Annotated in this window: 9 protein-coding genes; all 9 read left to right on the top strand. The window is 47.1% G+C overall.

The genetic code is table 11. The annotated features are described in order from the left end of the window. Positions 1-10: 10 nt before the first annotated feature. The 9 genes from HPY28_RS17790 to HPY28_RS17750 all read left to right on the top strand — a co-directional run bounded on the left by HPY28_RS17790 (position 11) and on the right by HPY28_RS17750 (position 17,871). Positions 11-4,735 carry a non-ribosomal peptide synthetase gene (locus HPY28_RS17790; protein ID WP_174231070.1) on the top strand — a complete coding sequence of 1,575 codons (4,725 nt, stop codon included), beginning with the start codon at positions 11-13 and terminating at the stop codon, positions 4,733-4,735. Positions 4,736-4,871: 136 nt separating this feature from the next. After that, on the top strand, positions 4,872-6,155 hold the full coding sequence (locus tag HPY28_RS17785; RefSeq protein ID WP_017249127.1) for an MFS transporter: 1,284 nt from the start codon (positions 4,872-4,874) through the stop codon (positions 6,153-6,155). A 90-nt stretch (positions 6,156-6,245) separates the two neighbouring features. Next, positions 6,246-7,451, top strand: a complete 1,206-nt coding sequence (locus HPY28_RS17780) for an efflux RND transporter periplasmic adaptor subunit (protein ID WP_217444835.1) — start codon at positions 6,246-6,248, stop codon at positions 7,449-7,451. A gap of 3 nt (positions 7,452-7,454) precedes the next feature. After that, entirely contained in the window at positions 7,455-10,496 is a 3,042-nt protein-coding gene (locus HPY28_RS17775; protein ID WP_017249125.1) for an efflux RND transporter permease subunit, read from the top strand. A 449-nt stretch (positions 10,497-10,945) separates the two neighbouring features. After that, positions 10,946-11,149 (top strand): hypothetical protein, encoded by a 204-nt coding sequence (locus HPY28_RS17770; RefSeq protein ID WP_026043127.1) that lies wholly within the window; start codon positions 10,946-10,948, stop codon positions 11,147-11,149. Between the two features lie 122 nt (positions 11,150-11,271). Beyond that, entirely contained in the window at positions 11,272-11,745 is a 474-nt protein-coding gene (locus HPY28_RS17765) for a MarR family transcriptional regulator (protein ID WP_254613153.1), read from the top strand. Between the two features lie 85 nt (positions 11,746-11,830). Then, positions 11,831-13,015, top strand: a complete 1,185-nt coding sequence (locus tag HPY28_RS17760; protein WP_174231068.1) for an MFS transporter — start codon at positions 11,831-11,833, stop codon at positions 13,013-13,015. A 79-nt stretch (positions 13,016-13,094) separates the two neighbouring features. Further along, positions 13,095-15,497, top strand: a complete 2,403-nt coding sequence (locus HPY28_RS17755; protein WP_017249121.1) for an AAA family ATPase — start codon at positions 13,095-13,097, stop codon at positions 15,495-15,497. A gap of 94 nt (positions 15,498-15,591) precedes the next feature. Continuing rightward, entirely contained in the window at positions 15,592-17,871 is a 2,280-nt protein-coding gene (locus HPY28_RS17750) for a S8 family serine peptidase (RefSeq protein WP_017249120.1), read from the top strand. The last annotated feature ends 13 nt before the right edge of the window (positions 17,872-17,884 follow it).

The raw sequence follows: 17,884 nt of genomic DNA, 5'->3' as shown, positions 1-17,884 counted from the left end.
GTGATGAGGTTTGAATGGTGTTCAGATTAAAAATATATACCGCTTGACACCTATGCAGGAAGGCATGCTGTATCACTTTATCCTTCATCCTGAATCAGAGGTCCACTTCGAACAAACGGTGATTACGATGGAGGAGTCGTTGCGGCTTGATCTCCTTGATCAGAGCTTTCGAGACCTCGTTGAAAGATTCGATATCCTGCGAACAGTCTTTCACTATAAAGAAAGTAAAAAGCCTCTGCAGATCGTGTTGAAGCAAAGAGAAGCAGCTATTCAGATCGAGGACATCTCTGACCTGACTCAGGATGAACAAGAAGCATTTGTGGAGCAATTTCTTGTAAGGGATCGGGGCAAGAGATTTGATCTGGAAAAAGATCTGTTGTTTCGGATTACCGTTATGAAATTGAGCGAATCAAAATACAAGATGGTGTGGAGCTTCCACCATATTATTATGGATGGCTGGTGCCTGGGAATTGTCGCAAAAGACTTTTTCCATATCTATCGCTCTTATCTTCAAAATAAGAAGGCTGAGCTGGCTCCACCGTATTCTTTCAGTACCTATGTCACTTGGCTTGGCAAGCAAAACAAACAAGAGGGACTCTCGTTCTGGCGAGATAGCTTGGATGGATTTGATCAGCAATCTCCTTTACCGGTTGAAACGATTTCAACCGGTAAGGGGTACCAACGAGAATCGATCGTATTTCGCATGGATCGGGAAACGACTGCCCGTTTGGAGCAAATAGCGAGATCAAATGATGTAACACTGAGCATCGTCTTTCATTCCCTCTGGGGATTGTTGCTGCAACGATACAATTATGCCAATGATGTTGTCTTCGGATCAGTCGTTTCGGGACGTCCCTCTGAGCTCGTTGGCGTAGAAGAAATGGTTGGATTGTTTGTCAATACGATCCCAATGCGAATTCGCAGTGAAGGCAAACAGACATTTTCAGAGTTGCTTCGGCAGGTGCAACAGTTCTTCACAGTCACAAGCAGCTACCAATACTTGTCTCTGGCGGATATTCAGTCCGAAACCACATTAAAACAAAACCTGATTCAGCATCTCATGGTCTTTGAAAACTATCCATTGACGGAAGAGGCATTCGACGAAGATGGAAAAGGTGGTTTATTCGGAATCACGGATGTCCAAGGATATGAGCAAACCAGCTACGACTTCAACTTGTGCATTATTCCCGGAAAGGAATTAGAAATTCACTTTATCTATAATGCACTTGCTTACAGCAATGCCTATCTGCAAAAAGTACGAGCGCACTTGAATCAGTTGATTCAAAGTATCGTCGGTAATCCGGACCAGCCGATTGCGACAATGCAAATGGTCACAGACGAGGAGCAGGCTCTCATTCTGCAACAATGGAATGACACGGAGATGCTGGTTGATCAAACGCTAACCATTGACCAGCTATTTAAGGAACAGGTCAAAAAGGGGCCGGATTACATTGCCGTGGTCGATCAGGAAGGCACATACACGTATCAGGAATTAGATGACAAATCCGATGCGCTGGCCCACGTGCTGCGTGAGAAAGGGGTAAAACCAGGCAGCATTGTTGCTGTGATGGTAGAGCGCTCTACTGCATACAGCCTCGCCATCTTGGCCGTTTTAAAAGCGGGCGGTGCCTTTCTTCCAATTAGTACCGACCATCCGAGCGAACGGATCAGCTATATGATCGAAGATAGCGGGGCCAGCATTGTTTTGGTCCATGATCCGACGGTATCGTATGCAGAAAGTATTCTCCCAGCAGCAACATTGATCAATCTTGATGATAGGAGCGTATACAACGATGTTTCACCTGTTGTACAGACCCTTCATCGTTCGAGTGACCTGGCCTACGTCATTTATACATCCGGGTCAACGGGGAAGCCAAAGGGGGTAAGGCTGCACCACGTCGGAATCGCCAACCTCCAGCAGTTTTTCATCAACGATCTCGGGATCACCCAAAAGGACAAGGTGTTGCAGTTTGCCAGCATCTCTTTTGATGCCTCTGTCTGGGAGTTTACGATGGGGGTATTGACGGGGGCGAGATTGGTCATTGTTTCAAAGAATGTCGTACTCGATCCGCAGGCTTTCAGTGAGTATCTGCTACGGCATGAAGTAACAGTCGCGACGCTTCCACCTACCTTTGTTACGTATTTAGAGCCGGAAAATTTCCCGAAATTGAAGACATTAATCACCGCAGGCTCCGCGGCAAACTGGGAGCTTGTCCATAAATGGAGTGCGCATTGCCGATACATCAATGCATACGGTCCAACCGAAACAACGATTTGTGCAACGACTTGGACGTATGAAGGGCAAGAGAGGCTGCCGCAGCAAGTGCCAATCGGAAAGCCCATTGCCAACACAAAAGTATATGTGCTGGATGCGCACGGTCATTTGCAGCCCCAGGGAATTCCTGGTGAGCTGGCTATCGCGGGTATTAGCGTCGCTGATGGCTACATCAATCGCGAGGAATTGACGAACGAGAAATTTGTGGCAGATCCGTTTATGACCGGTTCGAGGCTCTACAAGACGGGAGACATGGTGAAATGGCTTGCGGATGGTAGTCTGGAATATTTGGGGCGAATGGACAACCAGGTCAAGATACGTGGTTTCCGTATCGAGCTTGATGAGGTTGAAAACGTGATCCTATCCCAGGCGGGAGTGAAGGAAGCGGTCGTGTTGGCCAAAAAAGAGCAGGGAGGAGATGCCTGCCTGATCGCTTATCTGGTCTGGGAGCAGCCTGATTGGAACAGAGATTTGCGTCAGGAGCTTTTGGCCACTCTTCCGGCCTATATGGTACCAACGTATATCCACATCCTTGAGAGAATGCCTATAACACCAAACGGAAAAATAGATCGGAAAGCATTACCTGAGCCTGCCATGATCAGGGAGGCAAGTAAGCAGATGAATCCACCTGTTACAGAGCAGGAGATTAGGCTGGCGGAAATTTGGAAAGAAGTGCTCGACCTACAGGAAATCAGTGTGGATGACCATTTTTATGATCTGGGTGGGCATTCTATCAAAGCGATCCAACTGGTAGCGCGACTTCATAAGGAAGGAATAGAAGTAAAGATTCAAACGATCTTCCAATATGACACAGTCAGAGCGCTAGCAGGATATGTAGATACAGTAAACCGAGTTCGCACCACAAAAGCGCAAGATAAAAAAGAGCTGGAAACCTTGATTTACGCTCATTTTCAAGTACGAAGCAATTATGTAGAGTTGCCCTTCGGCAACAAGCATCGAGCTGTTCTGTACGTGGAGGAAAATGCGCGGGACAAACACCAAGAAATACTGTCCGTATTGCGTACGTCTTGTGATCCTGCAATTCAGCCGCACGCCATTCAATATCTGGATCTCTCGCAAAAAGCATGGGAAAAAGAGAGGAATGATATCCAAGAGGCTGCACTAGATGAGAATGAATCATTGCCATGGCAGGAGCGCCTCGTCAACGACCTCGATCAGAAGCTCCTCCGTTATTCGGAGGCGATCGTCACTCCGCAGACTTTTATCAGACAGCCGCTGTCACCTTCACAGCGCTATCATGTACAGGAAAAGGACATTTCTGGAACAGTGATTCGCTTTGGGCGGATGATCGATCCTAAGACACTGGAAAAGGCATTTCGTAAAGTCCTGGAGCGGCATCATTTACTGCGATGCACGTTGGCTTTTGAGGAAGAAGAGCCATATTGGAAAGAATATCCTTGCCCTAGTGAGATTGCGCTCCCTGTTGTGGATGTATCGAGCGACTCGGATGACAGAAAAGAAGCGGTGCGCCATCTTTTACTGAGCGAATATTTTTACAAGCAGCATGATTCGATCGGTTCTTTGTCTTACAAAGTGATCTTGCTGAAAGAGAGCGAGAAAGAGTACTCGTTCCTATTCCCGGCATCGCATCTCATTTTTGATTTTATTAGCAGTGAGGTTCTGCAAAACGACATGAACCTATATTACGAAGCGTTGGAGAATGGTACAGAGCTCTCGGAAAATGATGGGAATACGTATTGGGATTTCGTCCAGCAAATTACCAAGGGTCCAATCGGAATCGAAGATCAACAGCTCATGGAGGAATTTGATCTTCACGCATTTGAGAATAGTCTTTTGTCCATAGAAAGACAACTCGCATCTTCATCCGCTTTGGACGGCTACACGATTGTTACCTGCGAACTGGATATGGACAACTCGCAGGAGACAGAAAATGCACGGATTCCGATTGCTCTTTTAGCCAGATTTTGCGAAAGAAGTTATGGAGTCCAAAAGGCACCCATCTTCCTCATGAACTTTGGCAGATCCTTTATGGGGAACCATTTCTTCGATGTGCTTGGCGAGTGCATCGATCATATTCCGCTTCATATTGATCCAGCGTCGAGTTTGGATGAGTTGGAAACGTATGTGAAAGCTCGGTTGGATCTCGCAAAGGAGAGGAACATTCATTTCACCAATCTCGTGCAAAGTCATGATGTAACGGAAAACTATCCTCTTTCTAATCACTCACTCATCCAATCCATGCAGATGACGCCTATTATTTGTAACTTTCTGGGTGAGCAGAACAAGAGTCAACCAAGTGAATACGATCACCTGTTTATAAAAGGAAAGAAACGTATTCTCTTTGAGGCTTCCTATACATCCATGGGCAAAATGACTATTTTTATGGCTTTGCCATATCGCGAGGATGAAAGGAAGCTGCGAGTGATCTTGGAGGAGGAAGCGAAAAAATTGATAGGATCGCCTCTAGTCATACGCTAAGAATCGCCTAGGAATCGTATTGGAAATCGGCAGATGGATTCCGCTCTATTCCGGATTTATTGTCCGTGGGGTGTAGCGGGTTCCTCTTGCCGAAATAAATTGTCACCTAGAGGGATTACTATTCAGGGAGGTTAAGATGGGCAACCAAACATACGGATACGGATTGAATATTTTTCTCTTTTCTTTCACTCGTTTTATCACAGAATTAGGTAGCGGTGTCTACAAATTTGCTCTTGCTCTGTACATTGCGGATGTGACGGGTTCTTCCGCTGCATTTGCAACTGTTTTGGGCTTTTCGTACTTGCCAGGGGTGCTGATTAATATTTTTGCAGGCGCCTATATTGATAGACACAACAAGAAAAAAATCATGGTTGTCACCGAGCTGCTAAGCGGTGCGCTCGTTCTCTTGTTTTTACTGTTTTTCCTTCAGTTTCCCACGAATCTATGGCTATTTGTCGGATACGCCTTCGTGATCAGTACCATTCAGGCCTTTACGTATCTCGCTTTGCAAGCATCCATTCCTGAGCTGGTAGACGAAGAAAGAGTAGGAAGTATGAACTCTATTTATCAAGCGATCAGTGCCATTCTCAATGTAGCGGCTCCTTTGGTAGGGGCGGTTGCCTATGGGTTAGTCGGGATGGAAATGATTTTGCTGATTGATGGCCTTTCTTTTATCGGAGCAGGGATCATGCAGATGTTCCTCCGTTTCCGCAAGACTGAGGTTGTACAGGAGACAACGCAAAGCTATACAGACACAATCAAGGAAGTCTTCCAATATATCCGTGAACAGGTCGTCATCAAGTACTTGTTCCTGATTTTCCTTCTGCTCAACTTTATTTTCCCTCCGCTCATGTATGTAGGGCTGCTGCATATTGCCTATCGAGTCGAAAAAGTATCGATGGAGCAATTCTCCTTTATTCAGTCCTCCTGGTTTATCGGGATCATTATCGGAGCGGCTATTGTCTCTATGAAAAAGGTGAGCAAATACGTTGAGAATAAAATCTTCCTTTTGATTCAAGTGCAAGGGATTCTCTTGATGACGTGGATCTTTCCGATTTTTGTTCCGGAAATGAGTAACGCCTCGTGGATCATTACGGGCGTGTTTGTCGGGATTTTATTGGTCTCCGCCATCTTCAACTCCATGGGGAACATCCCGATCTTTACCTTTGTTCAATTGAACACGCCTGAGCATTTGCGTGCCAGCATGTTTGGCGTGGTCGGGACTTTTACCGGAGTGGCCGTACCGTTTGGGATCTGGTTGTACGGTATTTTACTGGAGGCCGTTTATTGGCCATATCTCTTGTTGGTCTCAGGTGCCGTCATTTTCGTAGTCGCTTTGATCGCTCATCTGAACAAGCAAGTGAGTCAATACTTTAAGAAAAAAGAAGAACAGGTGGTTGCGACAGACAAGTCTGCTTGAGCAAGGTCACGATAACGAGAGAGAGAATATGATGTCAGCTTCATTCAAAAAGACAATGACAAAACTACTGGAGGACTCTACGTGAAGAGTATGCGCTACGTCGTTTTGACCGTTGTACTGATGTTCATCACGGGATGTGGAGTGGAAACGAAACAGGAAGCGGAGCAAACCAAGCAAAAGATCGTGCAGGTGCACACCGTAAAACAGACAGATTCCCTGCCGATACCACTTACTGCTTTCGTTGAATATAAACAGGAGAGCCATTTAGCCTTTGGGGCTTCTGGTACGATTGAACGAATGAACGTAACAAAAGGGGCAAAGGTGACACAGGGCCAGGTATTAAGTTCATTAAATACGAACTATTATCAAAAAGGGCTGGAAGCGGCACAAAGCCAGGTTCAAAGCGCATCAGCGTTGCGTTCAAAAACGTTGCAAGGAGCAAGCGCCGATCTCATCAGCAAACAACGCTTGGCAGTGGACAGCCAGGAAAAGCGCATGAAGGATGCGCAACGGAAATGGGAGACAGCCCAAGAGCTGTTTAAGGGCGGTGCTATTTCGCAGAGTGAGCTGGACAGTGCACAGTCGGAAAAAGAGCAAAACGAGATTTCGCTACAAGAGGCGCGAATTACGTTGGATAAGTTGCTAAAGGGTGCGGAAGTCAACGAGATTGCCAGTGCAGATGCCGATTTGAAACAAGCGGCCAGTGAAGTAGAGCTCGCAAAGAAAACCCTTCAAGAAACGCAACTCGTCGCGCCATTTAGCGGAACGGTCATCGATGTGACCCAAAAGGCAGGTAGTCTTGCCCAGCCAGGTGAAAGTATCATTCACCTGGTTGATAGCTCGGATGTGAAGCTGAAGGTCGATGTCCCATTGGATGTGATGGAAAACTACAAGCAAGGGGACACGGTGCCTGTGGCAGTGGAGGGAAAGGGCAAAAGTAAAGGGACCATTACATTTATCTCACCTGTACTTAACCAGGAAACGGGAAAGTATCTTGTAGAGATAGCTGTTTCCAATAAAGACAACGTGTTGATCGAGGGGATGGTCGCGACTGTAGAGATGGCACGCAAAGTGAACGGAATGCTCGTTCCCGTCCAAAGCGTGGGCATTAAGGAAACACAGCGCTTCGTCATGGTTGTCGAGAATGGTGTAATCAAGAGACGCGATGTGCAAGTGGGACAAATTGTTGGAAATAACATCGAGATTCTATCGGGCCTTCAGTCAGGTAATCAAATCCTAATCTCCGGCATAACGTACTATGCCGAAGGAGAAGTCGTTACGGTGAAAGGGGAGTAACCGATGGACAAGGTCATTCTCTTTTTGCTGAAACGAAAAGTGATCCTCTATTTGTGCACATTCCTTATCGTGCTTACCGGAATCGGTGCTCTCTTTTCCTTCAACGTGGAGCTTGTACCGAAAACGAATTTGCCTTGGATTGAAGTGAATATTTCAGGAGGAGCGCTGCCACCTGAAGAGATGGTGGAAAAGGTCACGAAAAAAATAGAGCAGGAATTGAAATCTGTGGCTGGCATTAAAAATTTCTCATCGAAAACAGGGACGGGGTTTTCTGGCATCTCGATCCTTTCAGAGGATGGGGAAGGTGAAAAGGTCAAACAAGAGACACAAAATATTGTGAATCGGCTGCGCAACGAGTTTCCCAAAGTAGTGGATACCGTTACGGTCACGCAAACGAATTTAGGTGATGAGGACTTAATCGACTACGCAATGGTGGGTACCGATACACAGACCATGCTCACCTTGCTGAAGACGACCATTAAGGATCGAATAGAATCCGTCCCGGGTGTGAAGGAAGTGGTCATATCCGAGGACGGTTTTGAAAATAAGGTTGCGATAACATTTCTTTCTGAACGGCTTACTGCCTATCGAACGACAGCAGCGGATGTTGTTGGTCAGCTTCAGAGTGCCAATTGGAAAAAAGCTGTGGGGATATTGGAGAATCCGGGGTTCGACACCGTTGTGATGATTGACAACAGCTTAAAAAATGTAGAAGAGTTCAAAAACATTTTGATCAAGACACCCAAGGGCAAGGTTGCACTCGAACAATTGGCAACGGTGAGTGACCTACGCGGAAGCGTGAAGGACGCAATTTCCATGACAGAAGGAAACCTCTTTGTACAAATCAGTGTAAAGCGTGCTGCGGGGAGTGACCTGATCACTACACAGAAAAAAGTCGAGGAAGTTGTGAGGCAAATCAATAATGAGGCGGGCGGAAACTACGAGCTGAGAGTCATGTTTGAATCCGTCTCCTTTATTAAAAAAGCGATCACCAATTTGAGTCGAGATGTTGTCATTGGAGGAATATTGGCAATCCTCGTGCTCTGGGTATTCCTGCGAAATTGGCGTGTGACGATGGTCATTGCAACGACGCTGCCTCTCTCCATTCTGATGACTTTCATCGCTTTGAAAGCTGCCGGATATAACATTGACATGGTGGTATTGATATCACTGAGTTTGTCAATCGGATTGATTGTTGACGCCGCAATCGTTGTTCTGGAGAGTATTTATCATTTGAGAGAAAAGGGAATGCAGCTGAAGCAGGCCATCGTTCAGGGATCAAAAGAAGTCATAGCACCTGTTTTTGCTTCCCAATTAACTTTGATTATTGTGTTTTTACCGCTTGTGGTCGCGGATTTTGAACAGTGGCTGAAGCCTATTCTTCATACCATTGCGTTTACCGTTACCTCTACCATTCTTGCGTCAACGATTGCAGCTTTTCTGTTTGTTCCCATTTTTTCCGAGCGTTTTCTTCAACACGATAAACAGTTGCAGTCCCCTAGCGAAAAAGGGAAAAATCGGATTGTTTCTCTCTTTCAGCGATTACTGCTGATAACCCTTCGTCATCGAATTCTCACATTGCTGGTGGCTCTTGCGGTGTTTGTAGGGGCATTGGGTCTCTTCCCATTGATAAAAATAGGAAATGGCTTGAATGCCAATGAGAATCAAATTTTTGCCACGCTCACGATGCCCGATGGCACTAGCTTGGAACAGGCGCGAACAGCGGCAGTTGAAGCGGAAAAAGCATTGAGAGAGTTGTCTGACGTCAATCAAGTCTTTTTTACGGCAAAGAAAGAGACCGTCGAGTTAAATATTACATTAGTGACCAAGTCGCAACGAACACAAGAGAAAGAAGAATTTATGCAAGAAGTAAACGGGCGCTTGAATGCCATTGACGGAGTGGAACGGACGAGTTTGACATTTGGCTTCTCAGGTGAATCGGCACCTATTGAGTTGCAGGTCGCGGGCGAAGATTTAGAGGTTTCCCGGTCAGTTTCCACAAAAGTAGAAGAAATGCTGGGGAGCATCCCCGGTGTAGTCAACATTCGGAATGACTTTGAAAGAGGGAAGGAAAAAGTAACGCTGACACCAAATCAGGAGGCAATGTCTCAATTACAGGTTGACTCAGATTCATTGGACAGCCAAATCAGCATGCTGCTTGGGGAGCAATCCCTATCTACAATCAGTCAAAATGGTATCGAAACCTCGATTGTTGCCAGATTTCCAGAGACATGGGTGACACATCCTGACCAACTCCAACACACGATGATTCGAACCGAAACAGGCTCACAGGTGCCGTTACACGAGTTGGTCGATTTCCATTTCAGCAAATCTCCGATCACAATCAAGCATGAAAAAGGAGAACAAATCATCACCGTGTCAGCAGAACTGTTGGGCACGGACATTGGTACGGCAGGCAGACAAATCAATGAGAAACTGGGCACTGTGGAATTGCCCGCTGGATACAAGATCGAGATCGCTGGCGATTTGAAGGAACAGAATAACACCTTTACCCAGGGAATCATCGTCTTGGTAGCAGTCGTCTCCCTCATCTATGTGATTATGGTGGCGCAGTTTGGGAGATTATCTCAGCCGTTTATTATCATGCTGTCGCTGCCTATGGCCTTGGTGGGAGTCATTCTCGGATTCGTGGTCACGCAGCGAACCTTTGGTGAGATGGCGATGATTGGGCTCGTCATGCTAGTAGGAATTGTTGTTTCCAATGCGATTCTGTTAATTGACAGAATCAATCTGCTCCGTTCACGGGGGATGGGGTTGGAAGAAGCGATTGTACAGGGGACGCGCGATCGTGTTCGTCCGGTAATCATGACCAAGCTGACCGCGATACTCGGCATGCTGCCGATGGGACTCGCTGTTGCGGAAGGAGCGGAACTAGAGGCGCCGCTTGCTACCGGGGTAATTGCGGGTTTGATTTTTCACACGCTCGTAACGCTTGTATTGGTTCCTGTTCTTTATTCGATCTTTGAGGGGATGCGCGAAAAGAGAGTAGCGCGAAAAAAAGCGCATCGCATTGCTGATTTGTAAAAAGGGAAACGGGGCACAGTGCTGTTGAACCAGCGTTGTGCCCTCTAACAACTTCCTAGAGCGAATAACTTTTACGACAGGTGAGTCTGTCAAGGGTTCAACACAAAGGAGGAGCAATCATGAGCATAAAAGTAGGCATTATTGTCTGCGGTTCCAATGCAAATGAACGGCTAATCCGGATCGTGCACAGAAGCTGATTGCAAAGTACGGGGGTACGGTAGCGGCTAGCTGGCAGGAGGTCGTTCATCATCCTGAGGTTCAAGTGATCAGCGACTGCTCGACGAACGAAATGCATCATATCATCACGACACAGGAAAAGATGGGCTTATCGCCCTTTTGATTATCGAAGCGGCCATGGAGTCAGCTGCAACGGGAAAAACGATTTCTTTGCAACAAAGTATTGGATGATTGCCATGTTGCTTGGTCACACTAAGGTGGGAGGTGTAACCATGGAACGAACCATTCAGGTCAATGGTGAAGATTATCATTTCGAGTCAACGTATGATGGAGATTCACAGTATAATGTTCAAGTACGATGCGGCAAGAAAGTGGTATCGAGCTTTAAAATCTCGGCCGGATCAGAAAGTGAAGTGTTTGAGGCTGCTCGTGCTCATTTCAGTGCGGACAAGGAATTGGGCAATCTAAATGGATAGAGACTGGTCTCGGAACGCAGCTTGCGAATGCAGGGCTGCGGTTTTTTCTTGCGCAAAAGGAAATCTCATGATAAGGTTATTTTGTTTCCTTAGAAACAAAGTTCGAAATAGATGAGGAGCTGATGGCATTGGACCCGAAAACGAAGCTTTGGAATCGATGGATCACCTTTCTACATAAACAGGAGGAGCGCAGCAAGCTACGTGAAGAAATGCTATTGCGCGATATCAAAAGCAGCGTACCTGATTACGATAAAGTTGGTAGGTTATCCGTAACAGAGCTCCACGTCCTTCAAGAGGTAGGGGGAAAAGATCGAGTCAATGTTACGACAATTGCACAGCATATTGGGGTAACAAAGAGTGCGATATCCAAAATAACAGTCAAGCTTTTGAAAAAAGGATTACTCGAGCGCTATCAGCTCGAAGACAATCAGAAGGAAGTTTTTTTTCGGCTGACATCAGCAGGAGAAATGGTAAACGAGATTCACGAACACTACCATCAACGACTGGAGATGGACGTGTACCGATTCTTGGATAGGTATAATCCTGCTGAATTGGCATTTTTGGATGAGGTCATAAGAGAAGCAACAGAAGATTAGGGGAATTATGCAACTGGTGTTCATTATTTTTTTACGAAAATTGTTTCCAAGGACACAATATTAAAGAGATAAGAGGAGAGAAACCATGAATCCAAAAAAAGTACTGTACCTACTTGGGATAACGCTAATGCTAGGTATGTTCGCGCAAAATTTGTTCATGCCTATTTTACCAGCCATGCAAAAAGAGTTTCAGACGAGTGCAACCATGATAAATTGGACCATTTCAATCTTTACCGTCATGCTCGCGATTATGCAAATCATCTACGGACCATTTATCGATCGGTTCGGCCGAAAACGTGTCATGATACCTGCCCTGATCCTATTTACGATCGCGTCAATCGGATGCTATCTGGTCGATTCTATTTATGGGCTACTATTTTTTCGGGCTTTACAAGGGGCGGGGTTTGCTGCCATTCCGATCGTAGCCGCAACGATCATTGGTGACATATTTACAGGAATCCAACGTGCATCTGCGATGGGTACTTATCAGATGCTGCTTGCGCTCAGTCCGGCACTTGGTCCACTGTTAGGAGGCTGGATTGGCGGCATCGGCGGACATTCTGCGGTCTTTTTGTTTTTGGCGATCTGTGCAGTCTTTCTCGTCGTCATCAATGCTGTATTGTTACCCGAAACGAAAAAGGCTCAAGCTACATCATCAGGCGGTTTTACACTAGGGTCTTTCCGTAATATTTTGCTCCACCCAGTTGGTGCATCTGTCATTTTGATCGGTTTTAGCCAAATGTATGCCTATTATTGCTTCCTGCTGTTTCTCCCTGTGCAATTGACGAACCATTACGCAGTCTCCGTTGAAATAATCGGATTGGTTTTCTTGCTCGTGTCAGTCGTCTTTATTATCAGTAGCAAGCTGTCTGCTGTATTGCAAAATCGATGGGGAGCACGTAAAACATTACTGATGACGACCGGTTTAAATGCTTTGGCGATGTTTCTTTTTATGACTGCTGCTGATGTTTCTTTTCTGCTGCTTGTGGTAACAAGTACGCTGTTTGCCTTAACCTTAGGTGTAGGTATGCCTGCACACACGATTTTGCTATCCGAAGTATTTGAAGCAGAGCGTGCAACGTCCATTGGTGTGTACAATTTCATCCGCTATACGGGGATGGCTGCAGGTCCGGTTGTAGGTGCGATGCTGTTAGAATGGGGCGGGGTCTGGCTTGAATTTGGTATGGCCGGTATCCTCATCACTTTGGCGACCTTGTTCGCGCGTCAAAAGGTGAAAAAAACCGCATCGAGCATGCAAGGGGAGTTCTAATGTTCGGACAGACTTTTCATGTTCGGCTAAATATGCTACAACAGGGATGAAACAATGGAGCGGGAGGAGCAATCAAAAGATGCAGCATCAAGAAGAACGGGACCCGAGGGTACTGATTGCAGGTTTTAGCGAAAATCCGTCCAGCATCCAGTCACTATCCGAAGGCGAATGCCTGACATTCCTGCAAATGCTCGAACAGCATCGCCAAGAACATCCAGGCGAAGAGCTTGATTTGATGGAAGCGATGGTGTTGACGCGAATGTCTGCTTTGCGGATGCACAAAACAGGAGGCCATACGCTGGCAGCTGAATGGGTAGATCGTGCGCTTCAACTAGCCCCTGATTTTCGCTACGCTGGAGAAGTTAAGCTCGAGCTGTACTTTTCACAGTTGCGATCCCATGCCTTTCTCACTGAATTCAAGTCCGTGCGTGAAACGGATAACGTCGTCATGCGCAGGAGAACAGTTGAGGTGCTGGAAGAGCAGGCAACCAATGAGCTGGCTGAAATCACGAAGTGGCGCTCTCTTGCTGAAGAGACGCTACAGGCAGCGCAAAAATGGAACGATGCGGAGGCGGAAGCTACGGCTGCTGGCCTCGTGCTGTTATACACGGAACGACAAAATTTATTAATTCAATTGCAAGAACGTGTTCAAGCGTATGGAGCGTCTTTATCCGGGGTCTTTTACTCCAGTGAAATGCTCGTCCAATTGCAAGAGACGATTCGCGCTTTAACTAACCAGCAAGAACAGAAGGAAAAGCTCCTGCCGCAAAGGAACGAAAAGGTAGAAGATCGCGAAAAAGCGACTCAACAAGATTTGAGTGCTTTAGAGCAATTGGAGCGGTTGATCGGCCTGGACGAGATCAAACATCGGGTTCGGCAGCTAGCGCAATTTCTACAGTATCGCCAGCTGCGCGAAGAAAAGGGCTGGCATATGAAAGACCAGCTCCCTCTTCATCTCGTGCTGATGGGGAACCCAGGAACGGGGAAGACGACCTTGGCTCGCTTGATCGCCAAGCTGTATCAGGAGCTCGGATTGTTGGCAAAGGGACAGCTCATCGAAGTGGATCGTTCTCAGTTGGTCGGCGCTTACGTGGGACAGACAGAACAGCGCGTCATGGAAGCAATCAAGCAGGCAGACGGCGGCGTCTTGTTTATCGATGAGGCATACAGCTTGAAGCGCCCAGATAGCTCCGGCAGTGATTACGGACAAGTGGCGATTGACACGCTTGTATCCGCTATGACGAGTGGCGAGTATGCAGGACGCTTTGTCGTGATGCTGGCGGGCTATCCCGAAGAAATGCGTCATTTTTTGTACGCCAATCCTGGGCTGAATAGCCGTTTTCCAGAGACGGGCCACTTTTTACTGCCGGACTATCAGGCGGACGAGCTGGTGCAAATCGCAGAAGAAGTAGCCGTACGGAACGATTTTACTCTGACAGAGGCGGCAAAAATTACGCTGCGCCAGCGCATTGAAAAAGCGCAAGTAGACGAGACGTTTGGCAATGCACGGGCAGTTACAAATATCGTGCTCGATGCAATCTTTGCCAAAGGACGCGAGACAGATGGTAAGGAACTCAAATGGGATGACTTTACGATTCTGAAACCCGAGGATGTCCGTGGCTTCGATCCGCCGCAAAAAGAAAGGAATGCAGAAGCTAGACTGCAAGCGTTGATTGGTCTTGCTCAAGTGAAAATGGAGCTGAAAAAAATCGCTGCGTATGTGTCCGTCCAGCAAGAACGTGCAGCAAGAGGCCTGCCGAAAAGTCCGATTGAGCTGCATGCCGTCTTTACTGGGAATCCAGGCACAGGGAAGACGACGGTTGCCCAACTGTATGCGCAGATTTTGCAAGAAATCGGCTATTTGAAACGTGGTCATCTTGTTACGGCGAGTAGAGCCGACTTGGTAGCGGGGTATGTCGGTCAGACCGCAGCGCTTACTCGCAGAAAAGTTCGAGAAGCTTTGGGCGGCGTTTTGTTTATCGATGAAGCGTATTCGCTGCTCGGTGGAGGAGAGCGGGATTTTGGACAGGAAGCGGTTGACACGCTCGTAGAAGAGATGACCAAACACGAAGAGAATCTGGTCGTGGTCCTCGCAGGCTACCCACTCGAAATGAATTCATTATTGATGAGCAACCCTGGACTTTTGTCGCGGTTTAAAAAATATATTGCGTTCCCCGACTACACCGTGAAGGAACTCGTGCACATTCTTGAACAGGCTGCATGCGATGTAGGGTATGCGATTGAGAAGAACGTGCTGGAAATGATCTCGCAGTCTTTGGATAAAGCAGTCAGTGATCATCGATTGAATGGCAACGGTCGTTTTAGCCATAATCTATTGCAAGAGGCGATCCAGAACCAGGCAGTGCGACTGATGGATATTCCGAAGCAAGAATGGAATCAAGAAATGCTGATGCAGTTGGCATGGGCCGATTTTCAACAGCTATTACAGTGGACGGTAGAAGAGGATGGGGCAAAAAATTAGTTTTTGTCCCATCTCTATGCCTTCCTACTCTTTTGACAATTCACCCTTTCTCTTATAATGGATAGAAATGGTTACATTACGCCATGGGGGAAGGGTGTTTGGTTTGCGAAAAAAATGGCAGGCAGCTTTATGCACGACACTTGTTCTGACACTTTCGCTGGAGGGCATTCCAGCGGATGCCAAGCAAGAGGGAGAGCGTCGGGGCAATATCCAGATCGAAGCCGATAAGGGTCTTGCACTGGACAAGCTTACGTCGAAAAAGAGAGAGTCCGAGCTCGTCGTTATTCAGTTATCTGGTCCTGTTCGTGAGGAGTGGAAAGAAGAACTGGAAGATATCGGCGTCACGCTTGGTGATTACATACCGGATTATGCATTCATCGCGAAAATGGAGGATGAACAGGTAAGAAGGGAAGTCGAGGAGCTGTCCTTTGTCGAAGACGTCATGGCGTTTACACCGAAGTCCAAAGTATCGTCAGAGCTTCGCTTTTCAGGAGGCAATAGAGAGCGGGTCGAGGTTGCCGTCATCGGTTTCAATCAACGGGTGGACATGTTTCGAGCGATGACGGAAATGACAGAGGATCAAGATATACGAGACATTCAAACGCCAGAAGATGCTCCGCATATATCTATCGCTAAGATGGATCAAGAAACGATTGAACAAGTGGTCGAATCAGATGATGTTATTGCTGTCGTCCCTGTGCCAGAAAACAAGCTACACAATGATGTGGCAGCTACCATCATTCGTTCGGACAAGCTGACCTCGACAGGGTATACAGGCAAGGGACAAATTGTCGGAGTCGCCGATACCGGACTGGATACAGGGAAGCTTCAAACGATGCATCCAGATTTTAAAGGCCAGATTGAGAAGCTCATTTCAATTGGCCGACCGAATGATGCGAGTGACGTCCACGGTCATGGTACGCATGTTGCTGGCTCCATTGTGGGCACAGGAGAAGCATCTGATGGACAGTATAAAGGAACGGCACCGGGTGCGAAGCTCGTTTTCCATTCCATAGAAACCGCGAAAGGGAAGCTCAACACGGATGTTGAGACGATTTTGCAGGAAGCATACGAAGAGGGAGCCCGCATTCACTCCAATTCGTGGGGAACGAATGATAAGGGAGCGTACAGCCTATCATCGCTTCTGTTTGATCGCTTTTTATGGGAGCATCCAGATATGACGGTGCTAATTGCGGCTGGAAACGATGGCGAGAAAGGCTATAAAACGATTGGGAGCCCAGCCACTGCTAAAAACGTCATCGCCGTTGGCGCCACGGAAAATGTTCGGCCCAACTTGGGGAAGAGCTCCGATAAAGCGGACGACGTGTGGGTATCGAGCAGTCGCGGCTTAACGGACGACGGACGTCTGAAGCCTGATATTGTCGCGCCTGGTTCAGCGATCTTGTCCACGCGCTCTTCACTGGCACCGAGCAAAAATTTCTACAAGCGTTTTAATGAGCATTACGCGTATATGAACGGAACGAGCATGGCTACGCCGATATTAGCGGGCGGTGTGGCACAAATCCGGGAATTTTTACAGGACGAAGGGGAAAAAAATCCGAGTGGTGCATTAGTAAAAGCCATGCTGTTGACGAGTGCAGACAACTTGGATGAAGACATGCGAGAGCAAGGCTTCGGCCGAGCTAATCTGGAGCAGGCAATTGAAACGAATTACAAGGACGTGAAGGACGGCATTCGCACCCGTGAAAAAGTTACGTATAAGGTCAAGGTCTCGGATGATTCCAAGCCTTTGGCAATTACACTTGCGTGGACGGATTATCCTGCTGCCATTGTCGCAAAGCGTACGCTCGTCAACGATTTGAATCTGAAGGTGACGACACCGAGTGGAGAAAAACTGAACGGCAACGACTTTTTTGAGGCCCCGTACAACGACGAAGTGGACAACCTTAACAACGTCGAGCAAGTGTGGATTACCGAGCCGGAAGAGGGAACCTACACCGTGACGGTCGAAGGCTATAACATCCCGAAAGGACCTCAGCCGTATGCGCTAGCAACAACGGGAAAATGGCAAAAGACGGATGATGAGGAAGAGGAAGAGGAAAAACCGCCAGTTGTAGACAAAGAACCTGCGCGAACAGGGAAACTGACGAAGAAGCAGAAAAGCATGGAGTATTTGATCCGTGTTAATGAGCCTGGTGATTTGGAATTGTCCGTAGAGTGGGAAGAGAATGCAAATATTGATTTGTACGTGTTTAACAGTCGTTCACAAGAGCTCGCTGCTGCAACAAGCACCGACAAACCAGAACAACTATCGGTGAATCTTGAAAAATCCGGTCTGTACAATATTCGCGTTGTGTTGACGGATGGAAAAGAAGCAAAGTATCGCCTATATATGAAAAAGCCAGGAAAATAAATAACAGACACAA

The sequence above is a fragment of the Brevibacillus sp. HB1.2 genome (assembly GCF_013332495.1).
Classification (GTDB): domain Bacteria; phylum Bacillota; class Bacilli; order Brevibacillales; family Brevibacillaceae; genus Brevibacillus; species Brevibacillus porteri.
The sequence above is the reverse complement of the archived record's forward strand: the minus strand, read 5'-3'. Positions and strand labels throughout refer to the sequence as shown.